Genomic DNA, 20229 nt, shown 5'->3' with positions numbered 1-20229 from the left:
AGCCTGCATCTGATAGGTGCACTCCTTGATCGATTCTCGAACGCTAGCAAACATCGATTATCGTTGAGGCAGTGCACCTTTCACGTTCACGACACACCTCAGCACCGAATCGCGTGAACTATTGAGGTTGGCGGTCGGGCTGGCCTGTTATCTGTGACGATCGCATTGCGGTTCGGGGCGCGCCATCGAACCAATGTATGCCAGCCCACTCCCACGGCGACCAGCGCAGCCAAGGCGCCGACGAGGGACCATGGGCTCACCCCGTCGACCAACTGAATCAGCCAGTCCTGCACGGCGTTAGCGGCCCCGATCACGGGGTCGTCGGCTTCGGCATTGGCAAAATACAGCCGCAGTTCGTAGTAGCCGTAATACGCGACGTATAGCCCAGTCAGCAGCACGATTACGCCGACTATTCGGCCTACGAAGGGCAGAACACGCCGAAATGTCGCGGTGGCCGCGGAGCTGGCCAGGGCGACCGTCAGCGCTGCCACCCCCACCGTAATCGTCATTCCGCCCGCGTACGCGACGAAAGCCAGCACACCCGAAAGCACGGCACCCTGCCTGAACGTGGTGCTGATGACGGCGAGAAACGGTGCAACCGTGCACGAAAGTGACGCAATCGCGTAACCCACGCCGTAGCCGTACATGGAGGTAAGCCGCCTTGTCGGCGTACCACCCGCGGGTTTCGGCAGGATGATGGTGACGTCCTTTCCGGCCAGCAACCAGACAGCCAAAGCCACCAGGAGGACCCCGATGACCACGGTGGCAAACGGCAGGTACCTTTGGGCCGACGCGATCACCGGTGCGACGAGTAGCCCGAAAATGCCGAAGACCGTCAGGAATCCGACGGACATTCCCGCGGTCGCGGCGCCGGCGCGGATCAGGGCTGTCGGACGTGAGACTCCCTGACTACCGGCGATCACCAAGCCCAAATAGCTTGGCAGGAAAGCAAATCCACATGGATTGAGGGCAGCTACCAGTCCGGCGCCCAGGGCAAAGCTCAGTGCTGTGGTATCGATCACCGGCTGACAAGCCCGTCGATCCGCTCGTTCAGTTCAGACTGAGTCAGCGAACCTTTGACGACGTCGACGTCGCCGTTGGCGCTCACGAACGCCCACGCCGGTTGCTGCGTTACGCCGAATTTTGCCCAGACCACCCCCTCGGTATCGGCTAACTGAGTGAAACCGCCCAATTGGTATCTGTCGACGAAGCCCTGCATCGCCGACACCTGGTCGCGTGCGGCTACCCCCACGAACGTCACACGCGGGTGCGCCGTGGCGACGTCCGCCGCGATCGGTGCTTCATGCTGGCACTTTGGGCACCAGGGCGTCCAGAACCACAACACCGCGGCTCTTCCCGCCAAACTGTCACCCGAAAATGTATGTCCATCAAGTGTTTTGGCGGTGAACTGCAGTTGGGCAGGTACGCGTGCGCTCGGGCCGGCGGGCCTGCTGGATGATGGCGCTAGCGTATTGGCCGGGTCAGATCGTGCCCCGGAAGAGCTGCAGGCTGTGACGATCGTCGCGGCAGCGGCGGTGATGGCAAGCGAGGCGGTCAGGCGCCGTGGCATGGTGATCCCTTTCCGTCGAATTGGCGAGACTGCGCGGCCGGTAGCGACCAAAATACTACCTACGTACGTAGATAGTAGTGAGACCCGGGTTGCTGCCGCTGCTGCTAGGTCCGCCGCGGATGCCACATGCGCCTGGGGGGTTCCTTCGCGTGACCTGGACACCACTGCGATTCCGGCACCGCCGCGCGGACCTGATCTACGTGCGCTCCGCAACCGGCCCACGTCACTTTCCCGCAGGTGCGACACCTGACCGCGTGGCACATTCAGCGAGCCTCCCCGAGAACGGGCGGCCCCTGGTAAGGCCGTTGCAGCACGGCGAATTCAGGTGTGGTCGCGGCGGTGAGGACGGCCTCGAGCAGGCGGACGCCGTCGTCGCTGCCGGGTATCCCGGTCAGCACCGGTCCAAAAAACCCGCGCCCGTCGACCGCGATGATCGGGCTGCCCGCCGAGCCGCCCAGCGCATCCTGGCTGGCTTGGTGCGCGCGCCTGGCGGCCTCGTCGAGTGCGCTGTCGTCAAGCGATTCGGCGAGCGATTCGTCAAGTCCGCATTCGGCCAGGGATTTGCGGACCTCATCGGCGGACATCTCTTTGCCACGCACATGGATACGGGCACCGACCGAGTCGTAAAGCCGTGCGAAAGCGTCCGGCCCATGCTGGCTGGCTACCGCGGCGAACAGCCGTCCGAGCCGTCGTGATCGATCCATCATCTGCTGTTGTTTCGGGTTGAGGTCGTTGCCCTCGTTGAGTACGGCCAGGCTCATCTGCCGCAGCGTGAGCGGTGTGTCCGTCTTGTGCGCGGCATCGAGCAGCCATCGCGAAGCGGCCCAGGCGAAGGGGCATACCGGATCGATGTAGAGTTCGACGTCAGCCACTGGCTCCTCCTTCTGCAGCTTTCCCGATGTCGGGCGAACTGACGCCATGATACCCCCTTGGGTATATGCTGTCGAAGTCGTGCGCCAGCCAGCAAAATGGCTCTATGGCGCTGGATCTCAACGCGTATTTCGAACGCATCGGCTATCGCGGTCCTACCGAACCCACCTTGGCGGTGTTGCGGGAAGTGGTGAGCGCCCACACCCGGGCGATTCCGTTCGAGAACCTCGATCCGCTGATGGGGGTGCCGGTCGACGACTTGAGCCCGGAATCGCTGATGGACAAGCTCGTCCACCGGCGCCGCGGCGGTTACTGCTACGAGCACAACGGTCTGATCGGCGACGTGCTGGCCGAACTCGGATTTCGGCCGCGGCGGCTGGCCGGCCGGGTGGTATGGATGGCGCCGCCGGATGCGCCGCTGCCGGCCCAGACACACACCGTGCTGGCGGTGGCCTTTCCCGGCTCGCACGGTTCGTATCTGGTGGACGTCGGTTTCGGCGGCCAGACGCCGACGTCGCCGCTGCGGCTGCAGACCGGATGCATTGAGCAAACGACGCATGGACCGTATCGGCTCGATGACCGCGGCGACGGGCTGGTGCTGCAGGCGCTGGTTCGCGATGAGTGGCAGCCGCTCTATGAATTCAGCACGGTCAGCCGGCCGCCGATCGACTTGAAGGTGGGCAGTTGGTTTGTCTCGACGCACCCGTCGTCGCACTTCGTCACCGGCTTGATGGCTGCCACCGTGACCGACGACGCGCGGTGGAACTTGACGGGCCAAATCCTGGCGGTCCATCGCGGCGGCCGGACCGAGAAGACCGTGCTGGAGGACGCGGCCGCGGTTGTCGACACCCTGAGCGGGCGCTTCGGCATCGACGTGGCCGATGTCGGCGAACGCAGCGCGCTCGAAGCCCGCATCGACCAAGTCTGTTTCGGAGGCGGGCGAAGGGCGACTGCATAGCACGACCGCTGACAGCGACAAACCCGTTGTGCGCCTTGATTTGTCGCTGACTGCGGGGCAAACGGGGCACCGGCTGAGCACCGGGCCCAACACCTAGCGGCCCGGCAGCCAGGACGCCATTCGGCGCAGGGCTTCTTCGATGTCGCTGGTCGGCCCGGCGAACGACATCCGGACAAACGAGTTGCCCTGCGAGGTGTCGAAGTCGACGCCCGGCGCGATCGCCACGCCGGTGTCGGCCAGCAACCTCGAGCAGAAGGCCAACGAGTCGGTGGTGAAGTCCGAGACATCGGCGTAGACGTAGAACGCTCCGTCGGTGGGAGCCAGCCGATCAACCCCGATGCGACGCAGGCCGTCGAGCAGCATGGAGCGGTTGAGCGCATAGTGCCGCAGATTGCCGTCGGCTTCCGCGGTCGCCTCGGGGGTGAACGCCGATACCGCGGCAATCTGCGACAACACCGGCGGGCAGATGGTGAAGTTGCCGGTGAGGCAGTCGACCGCCCGGCGCAGCTCGGTCGGCACCAGCAGCCAACCGAGTCGCCAGCCAGTCATTGCGTAGTACTTGGAAAAGCTGTTGACCACCACCGCGTTTCGTGAGGTCTGCCAAGCGCAGCTGGTCTGCGGTGCTCCCTCGTACACCAGGCCGTGGTAGACCTCATCGCTGATCAGCCGGACCCCGGATTCGTCGCACCAGGACGCGATCGCCGACAGCTCGGCGGGCGGGATGACCGTCCCGGTGGGATTGGCCGGGCTGGCCACGACCAGTCCCTGCACCGGCGGGTCGAGTTCGGCGAGCATCTGCACGGTGGGCTGAAACCGGGTCGCCGCGCCGCACGGTATCTCCACCACCTCACATCCCAACGCTGACAAGATGTTTCGATAACACGGATAGCCGGGGCTGGCCATCGCGACCCGGTCACCGACGTCGAAGCATGCCAGGAAGGTGAGCAGGAAGCCGCCCGAAGAACCGGTGGTGACCACGACCGCGTCCGGGCCGACCGTGATGCCGTGCTGGCGCTCGTAGTCCGCCGCGATCGCGGCACGCAGCTCCGGAATACCCAGTGCCACCGTGTAACCCAGTTGGTTGAGATGCAGGGCGGCGGCCGCAGCGGCACGTACCGGTTCCGGAGCCCCCGCGCTGGGCTGACCCGCCGAAAGGTTGACCAGATCGCCGTGGATGCGCTGGCGCTCGGCGGCCGCCAGCCAGACATCCATCACGTGAAACGGTGGAATGCCCGCGCGCCGGGCAACACGATGGGTCATGGTGCGGGGAGCACCTCGGACTCCAACTGCCGCAGCAAGTCTCGTGGCGAATCCAGCAGGTGCGTACTGCCGTGTGCCCGTTTGAAATACAGGTGCATGTCATGTTCCCAGGTGATCGCGATGCCACCATGCAACTGGATGCCCTCGGCGGCTACGGCGCTGAGCGCTTCGCAGGCAGCCAGTCGTGCGGTGGCCGCATTGGCGGGTGTGGGTTGGTTGCAGGCGTCGGCGACGACGGACCGCGCCGCGGCGACCATCACGTACAGATCGGCCATCCGATGTTTGAGTGCCTGGAAGCTGCCGATGGGGCGGCCGAATTGCACTCGGCTCTTGGTGTATTCGACGGTCAGCTCCAGGCAGCGTTCCGCGGCGCCGATCTGCTCGGCGGCCAGCAGAATTGCTGCCGAGTCGGCCAGTCCCGGGTCGGCGCCGATCGTCCGGGTTCCCTGCGGCTGCATGCGGGCCAGCCGGCGGGTGGGATCCATGGTGGCGACGGTATGCGCGGTGAAGCGAGTCCACCTGCTCAGTTGCCCGTCTTGCGCGGCGACGACGACGTCGGCGACGTCACCGTTGACCACGTAGTCGGGGTCGAGGACCAGCGCGCCGATCGAGGTGCCCGCGGCGAGCCGGGTGAGCGTCTCGGTGTCCGGCTCGGTCGCGGCCAGCAGCGCCAGTTCCGTCAGCGTGGTGCCCAGCAGCGGGGAGGGCACCAGCGCCCGGCCCAGCTCTTGCAAAACCGTCGCCGCGTCGGCTAATTCGCCGCCGGCGCCGCCGAGCTCCTCGGGGACGACCAGGGCGGCGGCGCCGACCTGTTCGCACAGCAGCCGCCACAGGGCCTCGTCGTAGCCGCGGTCGGACTCCATCGCCGCTCGCACCGCGGCTGGACTTGCGTGCTTGGCCACCAGGGCGGCAACGGTCGCGCGCAGCATCTCCCGTTCGTCGGTCATGAGCGGCGCTCCTCTCCCCCGCAAACGGGTGGTGCCCCCACATCGCTATGTCCCCCGCAACCGGGCGGTACCCCCACTGCAGCGTCGCCGGCGCGGGTCATAACGCCTCCAGCACTCGCCGCCGATGTACCTTCGGTGTACCCCAGGCCGAACGCAAGGCCTGCACCTTCAGCAGCCACAGCGACAGGTCGTGTTCCTGGGTGAATCCGATGGCGCCGTGAGTCTGTAACGCCGAGCGGGCCGCCAGCAGACCCGCCTCACCCGCGGCCACCTTGGCGGCGCTGACATCACGAGGCTGCAGCGACAACGCCGCGCCGTAAACCAGCGGACGGGCCAGCTCGACCGCGATGTGGGCGTCGGCGAGTTTGTGCTTGATCGCCTGATACGAGCCGATGACCCGGCCGAACTGCGTGCGCTGCTTGGCATAGTCGACGGCCGCGCGCAGCAGTGCTTCGGCGGCACCGACCAGTTGTGCCGCCGTGGCCAGTACGCCGAACTCGTAGGCGCGCTTGATGTCTGCATGCCAAGTTTCGCCGGTCGCCGCCACGTCGTAGAGGTGACGGCTGGGGTCGACGGACGCATGGCGCCGGCCCGGCGTGCCTTCGGCGACAGCGGCCTCACCAGCCAGTAACACCAATCCGGCGGTGTCGGCGTCGACGGCGCGCGGCACCTGCGGTGGTAGTGCGACGGTGGCGATCAGCTCACCGGAGGCCAGGCCGGCGCAGCGCTCGGCCTGATCGTCATTGGCCAGCAAAACCGGTGCAACGGCGATGGATTCGGTGACCGGCCCGGGCACACACCAGCGGCCGAGCCGTTCCAGCGCGACCACCAGGTCCACCGGATCGGCTGCCAGACCGTCGAACTTCTCCGGCACGTTGAGTGCGGTGACGCCAAGGGTGGCCAATTGCTGCCACACCTTGCGGCCGGGCGCGGCATCGCCCGCCGACCAGGCGCGAACCGCGCCGGGCAGATCGGCAGCACCCAGCGCCGCGTCGATACTGGCGGCGAAATCACGTTGTTGTTGATCAAGCGCAAAGTCCACGGTCACTTCTTCTCTCGTGGCAGGCCCAGCAGCCGTTCCGAAATGATGTTGCGCTGGATTTCGTTGGTGCCCGCATAGATTGGTCCGCCCAGGGCAAACAACAGGCCGTCGGTCCACGGGCCGGTCAGTTCTGCGTCTGCGGCCAGGATGTCCAGCGCGGTCTGATGCAATTCCACGTCGAGCTCGGACCAGAACACCTTGGTCACCGACGATTCGGCGCCCAGCTCGCCGCCGCCGGCGAGCCGGGTGACCGTGCCGAAGGTCTGCAGCCGGTAGGCCTGCGCCTTGATCCATCCGTCGGCGACGCGGTCGGCGAATTCCGGTGGGGAGCCGTTGGCTTTCCATAGCCGCACCAGCCGCTCCGCCACGGCCAGGAACCGGGCCGGGCTGCGCAGCGACATGCCGCGTTCGTTGCTCGACGTGCTCATGGCCGCGCGCCAGCCGTCGTTCGGGGTGCCGATGACATCCTCGTCGGGAACGAAGACGTCATCGAGGAAGATCTCACCGAAGCCGGTGTCGCCGCCCAATTGCGCGATGGGCCGCACCGTGACACCCGGTGCTTTCAGGTCGAACATGAAGTAGGTCAGGCCGCGGTGCCGCTCGGCCGACGGATCAGACCGAAACAGCCCAAAGCCCATGTCGGCGAACGGCGCCCGTGAGCTCCAGATCTTCTGACCGTTGAGCAGCCAGCCGCGGTCGGTCTTGGTGGCGGTGGACCGCAGTGAAGCCAGGTCGCTGCCGGACTCGGGCTCCGACCAGGCCTGAGCCCAGATCTGCTCACCACTGGCCATTTTCGGCATAATCCGGTCCAGCTGCTGTTGAGTGCCGTGGGCGAACAGGGTCGGTGCCAACATCGAGGTGCCGTTGGCGCTGGCCCTACCCGGCGCACCGGCGCGGAAGTACTCCTCCTCGAACACCACCCAGTGCAGCAGCGGGGCGTCGCGCCCGCCGTACTTCTTGGGCCAGGTGATCACCGACAGGCCGGCGTCGAACAGTACCCGATCCCAAATTCGATGCTGGGCAAAGCCTTCGGCGTTGTCGTAGGACTTCGTCGGGATAGAGTCTTTGTTGGCCGACAGAAACTCGCGCACCTCAGCCTGGAAGGCCAGGGTTTCCTTATCGAATGCCAGGTCCATTCAGGCCAACTCTCGCAGTTGTGATTTGACCACCTTGCCGCCGGCGTTGCGGGGCAAGGCATCGACGAACCGCACCGACCGCGGCGCCTTGAAGTTTGCCAAATGCTCACGGGTGTAAGCGATTACCGTAGCTTCGTCGAGGTTGGCGCCGGGCCGGGGCACCACGAAGGCTCGGCCGACTTCGCCGAGGCGCTGGTCGGGAACACCGATCACGGCGGCGTCGGCCACCCCGTCCAGCCGGGCCAGCACCTGTTCGACCTCGGCAGGGTAGACGTTGAATCCACCGCAGATGTACATGTCCTTGAGGCGGTCGGTGATGCGCAGGTTGCCGGCCTCGTCGACGGCACCGATGTCGCCGGTGTGCAACCAGCCGTCGGCGTCGATGGCGGCCGCCGTCGCCTCCGGGTCGTCGAGATACCCCAGCATGACGTTGGGTCCGCGCAACAGCACTTCTCCTGTCTGAGAACCGGTCACAGCGTCGATGCGCAATTCGAAGCCGGCAAAAGGCCGCCCGCAGGTGGTGGCGACGGTCACCGCGTCGTCGTCGGGGCGGCACATCGTTCCCATGCCGTTGGCCTCGGTCAGGCCGTAGGCGGTCAGCACGATGTCGATGTCGAGTTCGGACTGCATGCGTTCCACCAGCACCACCGGTACGGTGGCCGCGCCGGTCACCGCGAACCGCAGCGAGCTCAGGTCGTAGTCGCGGCGCGCCGGGTGGTCCAGCAGGGTCTGGTAGATGGTGGGCGGCCCGGGCAACACCGTGATGCGGTGCTGCTCGATCGCCTGCAGGGTGCGCAGCGGATCGAAGGTCAGGTGCGGGATCAGCGTGGCCCCGGTTTGTAGGCAGGCCAAGATGCCGGCCTTGTACCCGAAGTTGTGGAAGAACGGGTTGATGCACAGATAGCGGTCGTCGCCGGTGATCTTGCCGTTGGCGGCCCACGACGCCGAGGCTGCGAGCGATTGACGGTGCGCACACAGCACGCCCTTGCTGCGGCCGGTGGTGCCGGAGGTGAACAGGATGTCGCTGACGTCGTCGGGTGCGACGGCGGCCGCGCGGAGTTCGACGGCGTGGGTGTCGGTGCCTTGAGCGATGAACTCGTCCCAGGTGCCGTGGACAGGATCGTCGGCCTCGATCGGAATCCGCACGATGTGCCGAAGCGCGGGCAGGGCTTGAGAGTTCAGGCGATCCAGGGCGGCGACCCGATCGGCGCCGAGGAACCGGCCCATCGCGAACAGCACCGGCGCACGCGTGCGGCTCAGGATGTCGGTGGCCTCGTCGGCGGTGTAGCGGGTGTTCAGCGGCACCATGGCCGCCCCGGCGTGATGGATCGCCAGGCAGGCCACCACCCAGTGCCAGGTGTTCGGTGACCAGATGGCCACCCGATCGCCGGGCTCGACGCCCAGTGCGATCAGCGCCGCCGCCGCCCGGTGCACCTCGGCGCGCAGAGCGGTGGCCGTGAAGCTCCGGTCGTCGGTGATCAAGACGTCGTGGTCGGGGAACATGCCCGCGAGACGATCCAGAGCCGCGGGCACGGTACGCGGATCGTCGGTCATCGAATGCTCCTCTAAGCGGCGCGCGGCGCCTTCACCGGCGGCCTAACAAAGCAAGTGCTTGGTAGGTTAGCCTACAGGTCATGCAGGACGTCGAGGAGTTCCGGGCCGAGGTCCGCCAGTGGCTCGGGGACAATCTGGTCGGCGAATTCGCAGCTCTCAAGGGACTCGGCGGGCCGGGACGCGAGCACGAGGCGTTCGAAGAACGCCGGGCATGGAATCAGCATCTTGCGGCCGCCGGGCTGACCTGCTTGGGCTGGCCGGTCGAACACGGTGGACGGGGGCTGCCGACCGCGCACCGGGTGGCGTTCTACGAGGAGTATGCGCGCGCCGACGCTCCGGTGAAGGTCAACCACTTCGGCGAAGAGTTGCTGGGCCCGACCCTGATCGCGTTCGGGACGCCCGAACAGCAGCAGCGCTTCCTGCCGCGCATTCTCGACGTCACCGAGCTGTGGTGCCAAGGCTATTCGGAGCCGGGCGCGGGCAGTGACCTGGCCAACGTGTCGACCACCGCGGAGCTCGACGGCGACCAGTGGGTGATCAACGGCCAGAAGGTGTGGACGTCACTGGCGCACCTGTCGCAGTGGTGCTTCGTGGTGGCGCGCACCGAGAAGGGCTCCAAACGGCATGCCGGGCTGTCATATCTGCTGGTGCCGCTGGATCAGCCCGGAGTGCAGATCCGGCCGATTGTCCAGATCACCGGCACGTCGGAGTTCAACGAGGTGTTCTTCGACGACGCCCGCACCGACGCGGGCATGGTGGTGGGCCAGCCGGGCGACGGGTGGCGGGTCGCGATGGCGACGCTGACCTTTGAGCGCGGAGTGTCCACGCTGGGTCAGCAAATCGTCTATGCCCGTGAGCTTTCGCGGTTGGTCGAGCTCGCGCGGCACACCGGCGCCGCCGCCGATCCGTTCATCCGGGAGCGGCTGACCCGGGCGTGGACCGGGCTGCGGGCGATGCGTAGCTACGCGCTGGCCACCCTGGAAGGGCCGGCTGTCGACCAGCCCGGCCAGGACAACGTGTCGAAGTTGTTGTGGGCCAACTGGCATCGCTCGCTCGGGGAGCTGGCGATGGACGTGATCGGCAAGCCGGGCCTCGCGTTGACCGACGGTGAATTCGACGAATGGCAGCGGCTGTATCTGTTCACCCGGGCCGACACCATCTACGGCGGTTCCAACGAGATTCAGCGCAACATCATTGCCGAGCGGGTGCTCGGCTTGCCGCGGGAGGTCAAGGGATGAATTTGTCCGTCGCTCCGAAAGAGATTCCCGGACATGGACTTTTGGACGGCAAAGTGGTGGTGGTGACCGCGGCCGCAGGTACCGGCATCGGGTCGGCCACCGCGCGCCGCGCGCTGGCCGAGGGGGCCGACGTGGTGATCTCCGACCACCACGAGCGACGGCTGGGGGAGACCGCCGCCGAACTGGCCGCGCTGGGGCTGGGCCGGGTCGAAAGTGTGCTGTGCGACGTGACGTCTAGTGTGCAGGTGGATGCCCTCATCGACTCGACCACCGCACGCCTGGGCCGGCTCGACGTGCTGGTCAACAACGCCGGCCTCGGTGGCCAGACGCCGGTGGCGGACATGACCGACGACGAGTGGGACCGTGTTCTGAACGTCTCCCTGACGTCGGTGTTCCGGGCCACCCGGGCCGCGCTGCGTTACTTCCGCGACGCCCCGCACGGCGGAGTGATCGTCAACAACGCCAGCGTTCTCGGCTGGCGAGCCCAGCATTCGCAGGCGCACTATGCCGCCGCCAAAGCGGGAGTGATGGCGCTGACCCGTTGCAGTGCAATAGAAGCCGCCGAGTACGGGGTGCGGATCAACGCCGTTTCACCCAGCATCGCCCGGCACAAGTTCTTGGACAAGACCACGTCGGCCGAGCTGCTGGACCGGCTGTCCGCGCGAGAGGCGTTCGGCCGTGCCGCCGAACCCTGGGAAGTCGCGGCCACCATCGCGTTTCTGGCCAGTGATTACTCGAGTTACCTTACGGGCGAGGTTATTTCAGTATCGAACCAGCACCCGTAGGCGGTTGGTGAGCTCTTATCGGCGATCGCAGTCCCCGGCCGGGAGAGGTATTGCTTTTGCCCGTCTCACTCGGAAATTCATGGTGACCACGGATGCGGCTGGTCAACGATGTCTTCTTGCGCAGCCTTGGATGCCCAGGCACAACTTGGCTGTGTTTTCGGCACGCCGATACCGCACCTTCGCTCGAACCTCTTGTGATGGCAGGCGATCGGGGGATGTCGCACGTGCTCACCGTATCGGCTGTCATGCCGCCGTATCGAGTGTGCAGTGACGGCTTTGACTGTGCATGTAGGGCGGGAACGCCCGCGATCAGCCGCCCTGACGGCACAGTCGGCACCGCCAGCGCACACTCGGCACCATCAGTGCACACTCGGAGCCTTCAGCGTTGCTCACTCGGTGCCTTCAGCCACCGACCCAACCGCACCAGCACGCGATTTCCCTCTCCCCACACCGGGGCACAGCCCCACAACCGCTCCTAGTAGCGACAATGTCGGCGTGTGCGGCGCAGCCAAGCCATGTCTCGAGGAGGGTGCGTCCCGCGTCTTGTAGCAGTGCTCGAAGGGGTTCAACCCGCTGTCGCCGCACCGGCCTGACAGCCCGTCATCGCCGAGAAGCCGGCTGCCCACGTCTCCTCGTACTGCCTGACGGATAGGGCACCTCGAATCACCATGACCCTGCTCGCCCAGATTGCCGATTCGGGATGTCTGGCCGATCTGTCCGGCTACGTCAGTTGTTTCAACGGTTGTTCGATGCTGAACAAGCCCGACAGAGCGGTGCCGGTGTTGAAGAAGCCCGTGTCGAAGCCGCTCACCGTGGGGCCCGTACTCGGGACGCCGGTGTTCCCCATGCCGGAGATAGCACCGTTGAATAATGATCCTCCGCTGGCCTGGTTGAAGAGGCCCGAGATACCGCCGGCGGCAGTGCCGGTCGCGGTGTTGAAGAAGCCCGAGACACCATCGCCGGTGTTGTTGAAACCGGAGTTGACCAGGCCGCTGTCGGTGGTCGACCCGATGCTGGTGTTCACATCGCCCGAATTCCACAAACTTGTTGGTCTCGCCCGAGTTGCCGGAGCCGGTGTTTCCGTCGCCCGAATTCCACGAGCCCGTGTTGAGGGTCCCGCCGTTCCCGAAGCCGGCGTTCAATTCACCCGAGTTGAAGAGGCCGGTGTTCAGCAAGCCGCTGTTGCCGAGGCCGAAGTTGCCCATGCCCAGGTTCACACCAACAAACCAGCAAACCAGCAAACCCTCAGTTCAGGGCGGAAACCCTTACCCAGGCAGCCGTAACTTCGGGCTACACCGCCGCGCAACGCCAGAACACTACGACGACGACACGCGTCACCGGCGGGTTTCGCCCGAAATGCCGGAACAGGGATGCGCGAATGTAAGAAGAAACCCTTCCGGCCGAACGCGCTCCGGGCGCACCTCGTTGGCCGAGCAAGCGCTTGGTTGATAGTCTGGTCGGATGGACCGAGTGGCCGGTCAGGCTATTAGCCGACGAGACGAGTTGCTGGAGCTCGCCGCGGCAATGTTCGCCGAGCGCGGCCTGCGCGCCACCACCGTGCGCGACATCGCCGACGGTGCCGGCATCCTCTCCGGCAGCCTGTATCACCATTTCTCCTCCAAGGAGGAGATGGTCGACGAGCTGCTGCGCGGGTTCCTCGACTGGCTGTTTAATCGCTACCGCGAAATCGTGGACACCGAGCCCAATCCGCTGGAACGGCTCAAGGGGCTGTTCATGGCGTCGTTCGAGGCAATCGAGCATAGGCACGCCCAAGTCGTCATCTACCAGGACGAAGCCCAGCGACTGTCGTCGCAGCCCCGGTTCTCCTATCTCGAGGACCGCAACAAGCAGCAACGCAAGATGTGGGTGGAGGTGCTCAAGCAAGGTGTTGCGGAGGGCTACTTCCGGCCCGACCTCGACGTCGACTTGGTCTACCGCTTCATCCGGGACACCACCTGGGTATCGGTGCGCTGGTATCAGCCCGGCGGACCGCTCACCGCCGAGCAGGTGGGTCAGAAATACCTCGCCATCGTTCTTGGCGGGATCACGAGAGAAGGAGTGTGACATGCCCGAGGCGTACGTCGTTGACGCCGTGCGAACAGCGGTCGGCAAGCGCAACGGAGCACTCGCCGGCGTGCATCCGCTCGACCTGGGGGCGGGCGTATTCCGAGGCCTGTTCGAGCGCGTCGACGTCGACCCGGCCGCGGTCGAGGATGTGATTGTCGGTTGTGTGGACGCCGTCGGCGGACAGGCCGGCAACATCGGCCGGCTGGCGTGGCTGGCCGCGGGGTATCCGGAAGAGGTTCCCGGCGTCACCGTCGACCGGCAATGCGGCTCCAGTCAGCAGGCGATTGCCTTTGGCGCACAAGCAATTATGGCGCAGACGGCCGACATCATCGTGGCCGGCGGGATCCAGAACATGAGTCAGATCCCGATCTCTTCGGCCATGGAGGTCGGCAAGCAGTTCGGTTTCAGCACGCCGACTGCCGAGTCGAAGGGGTGGCAGCACCGCTACGGCGACCAGGAGATCTCGCAGTTCCGCGGCGCCGAAATGATCGCCGAGCGGTGGAACCTGTCCCGTGAAGAGATGGAGCGGTTCGCGCTCAGCAGCCACGAGCATGCGCTATCCGCAATCAGGGCAGGGCATTTCGACAATGAGATCGTGGCGGTGGGTGACTTCCGCCTGGACGAGGGCCCTCGTGAGACATCGCTGGAAAAAATGGCCGGACTGCCGACCCTCGTCGACGGCGGCCGGCTTACCGCCGCGCTGGCCAGCCAGATCTCCGACGGCGCCAGCGCGGTGCTCCTGGCCTCCGAGCGAGCCGTCAAGGAACACAACTTGACCCCGCGGGCGCGCATCCACCACATCAGTGCGCGCGGCGCCGATCCGGTGTTCATGCTGACAGGCCCGATACCGGCCACCCGTTATGCGCTGGAGAAGACCGGGCTTTCCATCGACGATATCGACGTCGTGGAAATCAATGAGGCGTTCGCGTCGGTAGTTTTGGCCTGGCTCAAGGAAATCAAGGCCGATCCGGAGAAGGTCAACCCCAACGGCGGTGCGATCGCGCTGGGTCATCCGTTGGGAGCCACCGGCGCAAAGCTGTTCACCACCATGCTCAACGAACTCGACCGCGTCGGTGGTCGCTATGGGCTGCAGACCATGTGCGAGGGCGGCGGCACGGCCAACGTGACGATCATCGAGCGCCTCTAACCTGCGGGGCGACGAGTGTGAACCACGCGACGCTTCGTCGGCGTGTCGCGTCGTGGGATGCACACTCGGCGCTCGGCGTCGGCGGGCTGTCGGTGGGTGCTGTCAGCATTCGCCCATGAGCGAACCCGGTTGGCCGTTCTTGGGTGCGGAGGCATTGGCCGCGGCGGCCATTCCGGAGCGGGCCATGCGCGCGATGTACGAACGCGTCTACCCGGGCGTCTACGTCCCGTCCGGCATCGAGCTGACCGCCAGCCAGCGCGCACGCGCGGCATGGCTGTGGTCGCGGCGGCGCGCGGTGGTCGTCGGCAATTCGGCGGCGGCCTTACTCGGCGCGAAGTGGGTGGACCCGCGAGCGCCGGCCGAGTTGGCGCATGACAACCGACGGCCCCCGGTTGGTATCACCGTGCATACGGAGACGGTGCTTCGCACCGAGATGTTGATGGTCGACGGAATCCCGGTAACCAGCCCCGCCCGTACGACCTTCGACATCGGGCGGCGCACGGCAACCCGGCTGTGGGCAGTGCAACGGCTCGACGCGCTGGCCAACGCGACCGATGTCAAGGTCGCCGAGGTGGCGGCCGTCATCGCCGACCACCCGGGCGCGCGGGGTCTGGTTCGGCTCCGGCGGGTGCTGCCCCTGATCGACGGCGGCGCGGAGTCCCCGCAGGAGACGCGAACCCGGTTGGTGCTGATCGACGCGGGCCTGCCCAGACCGCAAACACAGCTCCGAGTGTTCGACGAGTACGGGGACTTCGTGGCCCGCATCGACATGGGTTATGAGGAGTTGCGGGTGGGCATCGAGTACGACGGGCCGCAGCACTGGACCGACCCCGAGCAGCGCGACCGGGACATCGACCGCTACACCGCACTGCTTGATCTGGGCTGGACGATTATCCGGGTCAGCAGTGAGCTGCTGCGTTATCGGCGGGGCACGTTCGTCGGCCGCGTGGTTACGGCCATGCAGGCAGCCGGATGGCGCCCATGAGCCGCCGAGCGTGAAATCCGTGACGCGTCAACGCGTCAACGCGTCAATGTCAACCGGTTAGCGCGTGGCCAGGATCAAGGCCATACCCCCGAGGGCTAGCAACCAACTCGCGAAGCTGCCCACCAAGAAGTATTCGGTCACCTCGTCTATGCCAACCTCCCCATTGCGGCCCTTCTGCGCGCTCAATTCGGGAAACCGAATGAGACCCTTCGCCGCCACGACCGCCCCGGCGGCCCCCACCTGCCCGCCCAGGCCGAGGCTGAGAATCAGCAGGCGCTCCATGGGACCCAGCACCCGGCCGCCCTTGAGCTTGTCCGAAGGCTGCGGCTGACCTGCCGGACGCACGGCTCCCACCGCGCCGAGCACTAAGCGGATCAACTGATTGCCGGTCGCCAGCTGGAGCAGCACCACGCCGACGACCACAAGTAGCCGGGTAGGCGTGACGGTGCCCAACGGCAGGGCCACCCAGTGAGCCCAGCGGTCGGCAAGACCACCCGCGTGAGATCCCAACCCGGACAGGATAATTAGCACCACAAGCGCGATCACCATGACGGCCAGCGCAGGACGCTGGTGCCCACCGGTGCGTTCGCTGCGCAGGCACAACACCTCCCAGGCCACCGCCGCCAGCGCCGCCAACCCCAGGGGCACGATGTCGCGGGCGTGCCACAGCCCGCACAGCGCCGCACAGGCCACGATCACCACCGGTCCGGTGACCAGCGGCAACCACACCGCCCTCGATAGCCGCCGCCATCCGTCGGCGATGCCAACGGCGATCAGCAGAACAGCGACGGCGCTCACGTGATGCTCCGAAGATATTGGGAAGCAAGGGTAATCAGGTCCAAACCGTCACGGCTTGCGCGCTGGGACACCGCCGACGCGCTGATACCCTCAGCTACGGCGAGTTCCTTCTTGGTCAGCCCGTCCATCAAGCCCCTCACAATCCGCAATGACCTGTCATCGAGCGATCCAAGCAGATGGTCCCGACAAATCAGGGCCGCGTTGACCGCGGCGACATCAGAGCGGGCGTCATCCGGCGCCCGAAATGTGGTCCGCACCAGCGCAAAGCCCGGCCGCTGCTGGATGTCAGCGGTACGTCTGATGGCGTCTCGCGCTGCCCACCACGCCGGGCCGTCCTGGATCCCGGCGTCCGCGTCGAGGATGGTAACCGCGCCCCACCCGATCCCGAAACGGACGTCGATCTCGGGGGCCAGCAGCAACCGCACTCGCATGGCGGCGTCGACGGCAGCGCCGACAGTAGGGTAGCTGCCCTGGAACTCGTCGCCGACGGTGAACGCCGGTGCGTCGATCGCGCCGTCGGCGGCCTGCCGCAAAGCCGTTGCAGCGCGTCTATGCAGCGCCGACCGGTCGGCGGCACGGCGGGACCCGACCACGTCGCCAATCACCGTGGCCCGAAGTGAAGCCGGCTTCTTCAGGCCGTCCATATGAAGATGATAGCTTAACTTCTGTCAGATTAAGCTATTAGCTAAACAAACGCCTGTGAGCGCTAGCGATCGTAGTCGACGGATACGAACGGAGTGGTCGGGTGCGACTGGCAGGTCAAGATGTAACCGGCGTCCAGCTCGGCCCGGCCGAGAGCGAAGTTGTGGTCCATCTCGACGTTGCCGTCGATCAGCTTGGCCCGGCAGGTTCCGCACGCGCCGCCCATGCAGGCGTACGGTGCATCGTCGCGTACCTGCAGCGCCCCTTCCAAAATCGAGTCACCAGGCACCAGGTCGAACGTCGCCGTCTGTCCGGACAGAGTGAAGGTGACGGTCGCGGCCTCATACGAACATTCGGGGGCCTCGGACGTGTCGTAGCCGTAGAACAGCTCGAGGTGAATGTGTTCGGAGTCTACGCAATGTTCGACCAACGACTCGCGGACCGCGACGGTCATTTCCATTGGGCCGCAGATGAACCACTCGTCGACGCTGTCCGGCTGCAGGCTGCCGGTCAGCCACTTGTTGAGCTTTTCCGCGTCGATGCGGCCCCGCAGTTCGGGAGTGTGCAGCGGTTCGTTGGACAGCACATGCAGCACCTCCAGGCGGTCGGCGTAGCGCGATTCCAGGCGGTCGAGCTCCGCCCGGAACATCGTCGATTCCCTGGTGCGGTTGCCGTAGATCAGCGTGAACCGGCTTTCGGTCTCGATCTCCAGCGTCGTCGCCAGGATGGACAGCACCGGGGTGATCCCGCTGCCGGCCACCAGGCCCACGTAGTGCTTGCGGTTCAGCGGGTGCAGCGGGGTGCCGAACCGGCCGGTGGGAGTCATCAGCTCGAGCACGTCGCCGGCCTTGAGTTCGTTGGCCACGAACGTCGAAAAAGCGCCCCCGGGAATGTGTTTCACGGCGATCCGCAACTGAGCACGGGTGGCCGGAGCGCAGATCGAGTAGTTGCGCCGAACTCCTTGCCCGCCCAGGTCGGTACGCACCGTCACATGCTGGCCCGGCTCGAAGCGAAACGCATCCTGCAGCGCTTCGGGTACCGCGAAAGTCACCAGTGTGCTGTCGGCGGTGATCGGATCCACCGAGGCGACCGGGATGCGGTGCAACACCGCGTGAGGGGAGCTGGACCGTGCCGGCATCCGCACCGGCAACAGCTTGGCGAGCCGGCCGTTGAGCTGTTTCCACTCCCGGAACTCGTCCGGATTCAGTTGCTGGCCAAAGACTGTCGAGATCGCGGCGTTGCGCTCCAGGTAGGCCTCTTCGTTGCGCTTCCACGTCCGCAGGTACCGGTAGAACGGCACCGAGGGGTGCAGATGGTGCACCAAGTGGTAGTTCTGCGACAGCAGCACCGGGGTGAACAGCCACTCCGCGCCGACGCGGTTGCGGGTCGCCCGGTACCGGTTGCTGCGCTGGGTGTCCTCCAGCCCGTGGTGGGGCAGCCAGTCGAACCACCATGCCAGTACGGTGAGTCCGATGCGCTGCGGGATCAGGAACACCACCGCAAGAGTCCAGAAATCTCCGGTGGCGATGGCGACGGCAAGGCCGGCCATGCTCAAGGTGAACATCACCAGCGTCTCGGCGACTTCGGCGACGGGTCGGCTGCGGGCCCGGGGCAGGTAGTACTTGAGGTAGAAGTATTCGACCATCGGCCAGCGCAGCGGCAGCAGCCACGGCGAGCCGTGCGACGCGAACGTGTCCGGGTCCTGTTCGTCGTCGTTGGAGTGCCGGTGGTGCTGGATGTGGATGTACCCGAACGACGGGAAGGCGACCACCGGCCCGACAAAAAGCCACGCCAGTCGTCCGAACAACCCGTTGACCCAGCGGGTCGAGCTGATCGAGTAGTGCGACGCGTCATGCACGACGGTGAACATCACGAAGGTCACCGCGGCGTTTACCGGAATCGTTGCCCAGAACGGCACCCAGCCGTTGATGTAGCCGACGGTCGACAGCACGAATGCCGTCAACGCGGCCAGGAAGATCCCGACGGTCGGCACCGCGAGCCTGGGTACCGACTCCCCGGGATCGGGCAGGGCATGGTGTGCGGATGAGTCGGGTGCCACTTGGTCTACGGTGCCGATGGTCGACATAGCTGAAGTAGCGTAGTCGACACGCGTCAACTACTCCACCGGCGCTGATCCGGCCGGCTTACGCGCGGCCGGGGTCTTCGCAGATCAGCCGCAACTCACGGTGCGTTGAGCACCAGCGCCAGCGAGGCGACGTTGAGCGTCAAGAAGCCGATGGCGAGGGCGAACTGGGGGCTGTAATCGCGAGCGAGCAGGTGTGTGTAGATGGCGCACACGAAGAACAGGACGAGCCCGACAGCCGCGGCGACACCGACCGGCAGTAGGCCGGCCAAACCAACCGCCAAGCCGATCGCGCCGGCCGTCTTCACCGTGCCGATGGGGAAGGTGAGCCACGACTCGGGGACGCCGGCCCTGGCCATGCCGGGAAGGATCGGCTTGAAGTGAAGCAGAGCGGCTACTCCGGAAAATCCGTTTGCCGCAACAGCGCTCAGTGTGACAGCGACATAGGTGGGTGTCATGGTAGGAATTCCGTTCTGTTAGTGGGCGATACCAATGGCCTGCCGGACCGTCACGGATTGATCCAGCGCGGTCAGCATCAGGTGCGCGACGTCGGCGCGAGATATCGCCGAGCCTCGAGGGACGTTGCCGCCCAGCGCCGTTCGATAGCTTTCAGTCAGCGGCTTGTTCGTGAGTTTGGGTGGCCGCACGACGGTCCGGGCGATGTCGCTGCGCCCCAACTCGGCTTCCATCTCGGCAAGGTCGGTATAGACGTTGCGCAGCACCGTGGTGAGGATCGGCAGCACCACCCGGCGCGTGAGCAGACTTTCGCCGGGGGGCACCGGCCCGACCGGGGCCGCACTCACCGCGACCAGTCGCTCGACACCGGTGGCCTGCATGGCGCGCACGATGCTGCGGGTACTGGTGGCGGCCACCGCAGGGTCTTTTCGGCCGCGCGGTCCGACCGCCGACAGCAACCGCGTCGCTTCCCCGCAGTGCTGGCCGCAGCAACGCCGGTTCTAGATGAGTAATTCCCAACTGCGCGCGGAGTGTGCATCGGCTGCGCCGAGTGTGTACTGGCGGCGGCGACACGCCGAGCGGCGCCGCAGTGGTTGCACTCTCGGCGTGTCGGCTTGTGAAGGATGTGGTTGGAGGGCACCGATGGACAGTTATGAAGACAGACCTCGATGCCCTCCTGACCGAACTGTAT

At 66.0% G+C, this 20229-nt stretch carries 19 protein-coding genes and 1 pseudogene; 6 read left to right on the top strand and 14 right to left on the bottom strand.

Annotation, left to right across the window (positions count from 1 at the left end):
• Window positions 1–98 precede the first annotated feature (98 nt).
• The 3 genes from EET03_RS24705 to EET03_RS24695 form a co-directional block, all read right to left on the bottom strand.
• Window positions 99–1022: a cytochrome c biogenesis CcdA family protein gene (locus tag EET03_RS24705; RefSeq protein WP_082274898.1), complete on the bottom strand. Its 924-nt coding sequence runs from the start codon at window positions 1020–1022 to the stop codon at window positions 99–101.
• Window positions 1019–1558, bottom strand: coding sequence for a redoxin domain-containing protein (locus EET03_RS24700; RefSeq protein ID WP_425271558.1), 540 nt, complete (start codon window positions 1556–1558; stop codon window positions 1019–1021). The genes EET03_RS24705 and EET03_RS24700 overlap by 4 nt, the downstream gene beginning before the upstream one ends.
• 275 nt (window positions 1559–1833) lie before the next feature.
• Window positions 1834–2442: a mycothiol-dependent nitroreductase Rv2466c family protein gene (locus EET03_RS24695; RefSeq protein WP_075544908.1), complete on the bottom strand. Its 609-nt coding sequence runs from the start codon at window positions 2440–2442 to the stop codon at window positions 1834–1836.
• A 104-nt stretch (window positions 2443–2546) separates the two neighbouring features.
• Between EET03_RS24695 and EET03_RS24690 the strand changes: the two genes are divergently transcribed.
• Window positions 2547–3398 (top strand): arylamine N-acetyltransferase family protein, encoded by an 852-nt coding sequence (locus tag EET03_RS24690; RefSeq protein ID WP_075544907.1) that lies wholly within the window; start codon window positions 2547–2549, stop codon window positions 3396–3398.
• A 93-nt stretch (window positions 3399–3491) separates the two neighbouring features.
• Here the strand turns inward: EET03_RS24690 and EET03_RS24685 are convergent, their stop codons facing one another.
• The 5 genes from EET03_RS24685 to fadD3 form a co-directional block, all read right to left on the bottom strand.
• The gene (locus EET03_RS24685) at window positions 3492–4658 is read right to left on the bottom strand and encodes a pyridoxal phosphate-dependent aminotransferase (protein ID WP_075544906.1); all 1167 of its coding nucleotides are present in this window, start codon (window positions 4656–4658) and stop codon (window positions 3492–3494) included.
• Entirely contained in the window at window positions 4655–5605 is a 951-nt protein-coding gene (gene ipdE2 / locus EET03_RS24680; RefSeq protein WP_075544905.1) for an acyl-CoA dehydrogenase IpdE2, read from the bottom strand. The genes EET03_RS24685 and ipdE2 overlap by 4 nt, the downstream gene beginning before the upstream one ends.
• A gap of 97 nt (window positions 5606–5702) precedes the next feature.
• Window positions 5703–6653, bottom strand: a complete 951-nt coding sequence (locus EET03_RS24675; RefSeq protein ID WP_099193791.1) for an acyl-CoA dehydrogenase family protein — start codon at window positions 6651–6653, stop codon at window positions 5703–5705.
• The gene (locus tag EET03_RS24670; RefSeq protein ID WP_099193790.1) at window positions 6650–7783 is read right to left on the bottom strand and encodes an acyl-CoA dehydrogenase family protein; all 1134 of its coding nucleotides are present in this window, start codon (window positions 7781–7783) and stop codon (window positions 6650–6652) included. The genes EET03_RS24675 and EET03_RS24670 overlap by 4 nt, the downstream gene beginning before the upstream one ends.
• Complete coding sequence (gene fadD3 / locus EET03_RS24665; protein WP_075544903.1) at window positions 7784–9337, bottom strand: 3-((3aS,4S,7aS)-7a-methyl-1,5-dioxo-octahydro-1H-inden-4-yl)propanoate--CoA ligase FadD3; 1554 nt, start codon at window positions 9335–9337, stop codon at window positions 7784–7786.
• Between the two features lie 80 nt (window positions 9338–9417).
• On the opposite strand from fadD3, the gene ipdE1 reads away from it, so the two are divergent.
• Together ipdE1 and ipdF are read left to right on the top strand one after the other, a co-directional pair.
• Window positions 9418–10575 carry an acyl-CoA dehydrogenase IpdE1 gene (ipdE1, locus tag EET03_RS24660; protein WP_075544902.1) on the top strand — a complete coding sequence of 386 codons (1158 nt, stop codon included), beginning with the start codon at window positions 9418–9420 and terminating at the stop codon, window positions 10573–10575.
• Window positions 10572–11360, top strand: a complete 789-nt coding sequence (ipdF, locus tag EET03_RS24655; protein WP_099193789.1) for a (5R,7aS)-5-hydroxy-7a-methyl-1-oxo-2,3,5,6,7,7a-hexahydro-1H-indene-carboxyl-CoA reductase — start codon at window positions 10572–10574, stop codon at window positions 11358–11360. The genes ipdE1 and ipdF overlap by 4 nt, the downstream gene beginning before the upstream one ends.
• Before the next feature lie 721 nt (window positions 11361–12081).
• Here the strand turns inward: ipdF and EET03_RS31975 are convergent.
• Window positions 12082–12574, bottom strand: a pseudogene (locus EET03_RS31975) (hypothetical protein); the annotation flags it as partial.
• A 247-nt stretch (window positions 12575–12821) separates the two neighbouring features.
• Here EET03_RS31975 and kstR2 point away from each other — a divergent pair.
• From kstR2 to EET03_RS24635, 3 genes are all read left to right on the top strand, one after another.
• A complete protein-coding gene (gene kstR2 / locus EET03_RS24645; RefSeq protein WP_063468810.1) occupies window positions 12822–13424 on the top strand; it encodes a TetR family transcriptional regulator KstR2 in 603 nt (200 codons plus the stop codon).
• Window position 13425: 1 nt separating this feature from the next.
• Window positions 13426–14574, top strand: a complete 1149-nt coding sequence (gene fadA6 / locus EET03_RS24640; protein WP_063468809.1) for a steroid 3-ketoacyl-CoA thiolase FadA6 — start codon at window positions 13426–13428, stop codon at window positions 14572–14574.
• A gap of 115 nt (window positions 14575–14689) precedes the next feature.
• The gene (locus EET03_RS24635) at window positions 14690–15559 is read left to right on the top strand and encodes an endonuclease domain-containing protein (protein WP_075544899.1); all 870 of its coding nucleotides are present in this window, start codon (window positions 14690–14692) and stop codon (window positions 15557–15559) included.
• A 57-nt stretch (window positions 15560–15616) separates the two neighbouring features.
• Here EET03_RS24635 and EET03_RS24630 read toward each other — a convergent pair whose 3' ends face one another.
• From EET03_RS24630 to EET03_RS24610, 5 genes are all read right to left on the bottom strand, one after another.
• The gene (locus tag EET03_RS24630) at window positions 15617–16357 is read right to left on the bottom strand and encodes a hypothetical protein (protein ID WP_075544898.1); all 741 of its coding nucleotides are present in this window, start codon (window positions 16355–16357) and stop codon (window positions 15617–15619) included.
• Entirely contained in the window at window positions 16354–17001 is a 648-nt protein-coding gene (locus EET03_RS24625) for a SatD family protein (RefSeq protein ID WP_075544897.1), read from the bottom strand. Before EET03_RS24625 ends, EET03_RS24630 begins: the two co-directional genes overlap by 4 nt.
• Window positions 17002–17063: 62 nt before the next feature.
• Complete coding sequence (locus EET03_RS24620; protein WP_075544896.1) at window positions 17064–19085, bottom strand: fatty acid desaturase; 2022 nt, start codon at window positions 19083–19085, stop codon at window positions 17064–17066.
• Between the two features lie 95 nt (window positions 19086–19180).
• On the bottom strand, window positions 19181–19540 hold the full coding sequence (locus tag EET03_RS24615) for a DoxX family protein (RefSeq protein ID WP_075544895.1): 360 nt from the start codon (window positions 19538–19540) through the stop codon (window positions 19181–19183).
• Window positions 19541–19558: 18 nt separating this feature from the next.
• Window positions 19559–19996, bottom strand: a complete 438-nt coding sequence (locus tag EET03_RS24610) for an NAD(P)-dependent oxidoreductase (protein WP_075544894.1) — start codon at window positions 19994–19996, stop codon at window positions 19559–19561.
• Window positions 19997–20229 lie beyond the last annotated feature (233 nt).

The sequence above is a fragment of the Mycobacterium innocens genome, assembly GCF_900566055.1.
GTDB lineage: Bacteria > Actinomycetota > Actinomycetes > Mycobacteriales > Mycobacteriaceae > Mycobacterium > Mycobacterium innocens.
This window is presented reverse-complemented; position numbering and strand designations above follow the sequence as displayed.

Bases quoted from the DNA above. Each gene is read 5' to 3' on its own strand.
- EET03_RS24690 (WP_075544907.1), top strand. From the start codon at position 2,547: ATGGCGCTGGATCTCAACGCGTATTTCGAACGCATCGGCTATCGCGGT.
- EET03_RS24685 (WP_075544906.1), bottom strand. From the start codon at position 4,658: ATGACCCATCGTGTTGCCCGGCGCGCGGGCATTCCACCGTTTCACGTG.
- ipdE2 (WP_075544905.1), bottom strand. From the start codon at position 5,605: ATGACCGACGAACGGGAGATGCTGCGCGCGACCGTTGCCGCCCTGGTG.
- EET03_RS24670 (WP_099193790.1), bottom strand. From the start codon at position 7,783: ATGGACCTGGCATTCGATAAGGAAACCCTGGCCTTCCAGGCTGAGGTG.
- fadD3 (WP_075544903.1), bottom strand. From the start codon at position 9,337: ATGACCGACGATCCGCGTACCGTGCCCGCGGCTCTGGATCGTCTCGCG.
- ipdE1 (WP_075544902.1), top strand. From the start codon at position 9,418: ATGCAGGACGTCGAGGAGTTCCGGGCCGAGGTCCGCCAGTGGCTCGGG.
- ipdF (WP_099193789.1), top strand. From the start codon at position 10,572: ATGAATTTGTCCGTCGCTCCGAAAGAGATTCCCGGACATGGACTTTTG.
- kstR2 (WP_063468810.1), top strand. From the start codon at position 12,822: ATGGACCGAGTGGCCGGTCAGGCTATTAGCCGACGAGACGAGTTGCTG.
- fadA6 (WP_063468809.1), top strand. From the start codon at position 13,426: ATGCCCGAGGCGTACGTCGTTGACGCCGTGCGAACAGCGGTCGGCAAG.
- EET03_RS24635 (WP_075544899.1), top strand. From the start codon at position 14,690: ATGAGCGAACCCGGTTGGCCGTTCTTGGGTGCGGAGGCATTGGCCGCG.
- EET03_RS24625 (WP_075544897.1), bottom strand. From the start codon at position 17,001: ATGGACGGCCTGAAGAAGCCGGCTTCACTTCGGGCCACGGTGATTGGC.
- EET03_RS24620 (WP_075544896.1), bottom strand. From the start codon at position 19,085: ATGTCGACCATCGGCACCGTAGACCAAGTGGCACCCGACTCATCCGCA.
- EET03_RS24615 (WP_075544895.1), bottom strand. From the start codon at position 19,540: ATGACACCCACCTATGTCGCTGTCACACTGAGCGCTGTTGCGGCAAAC.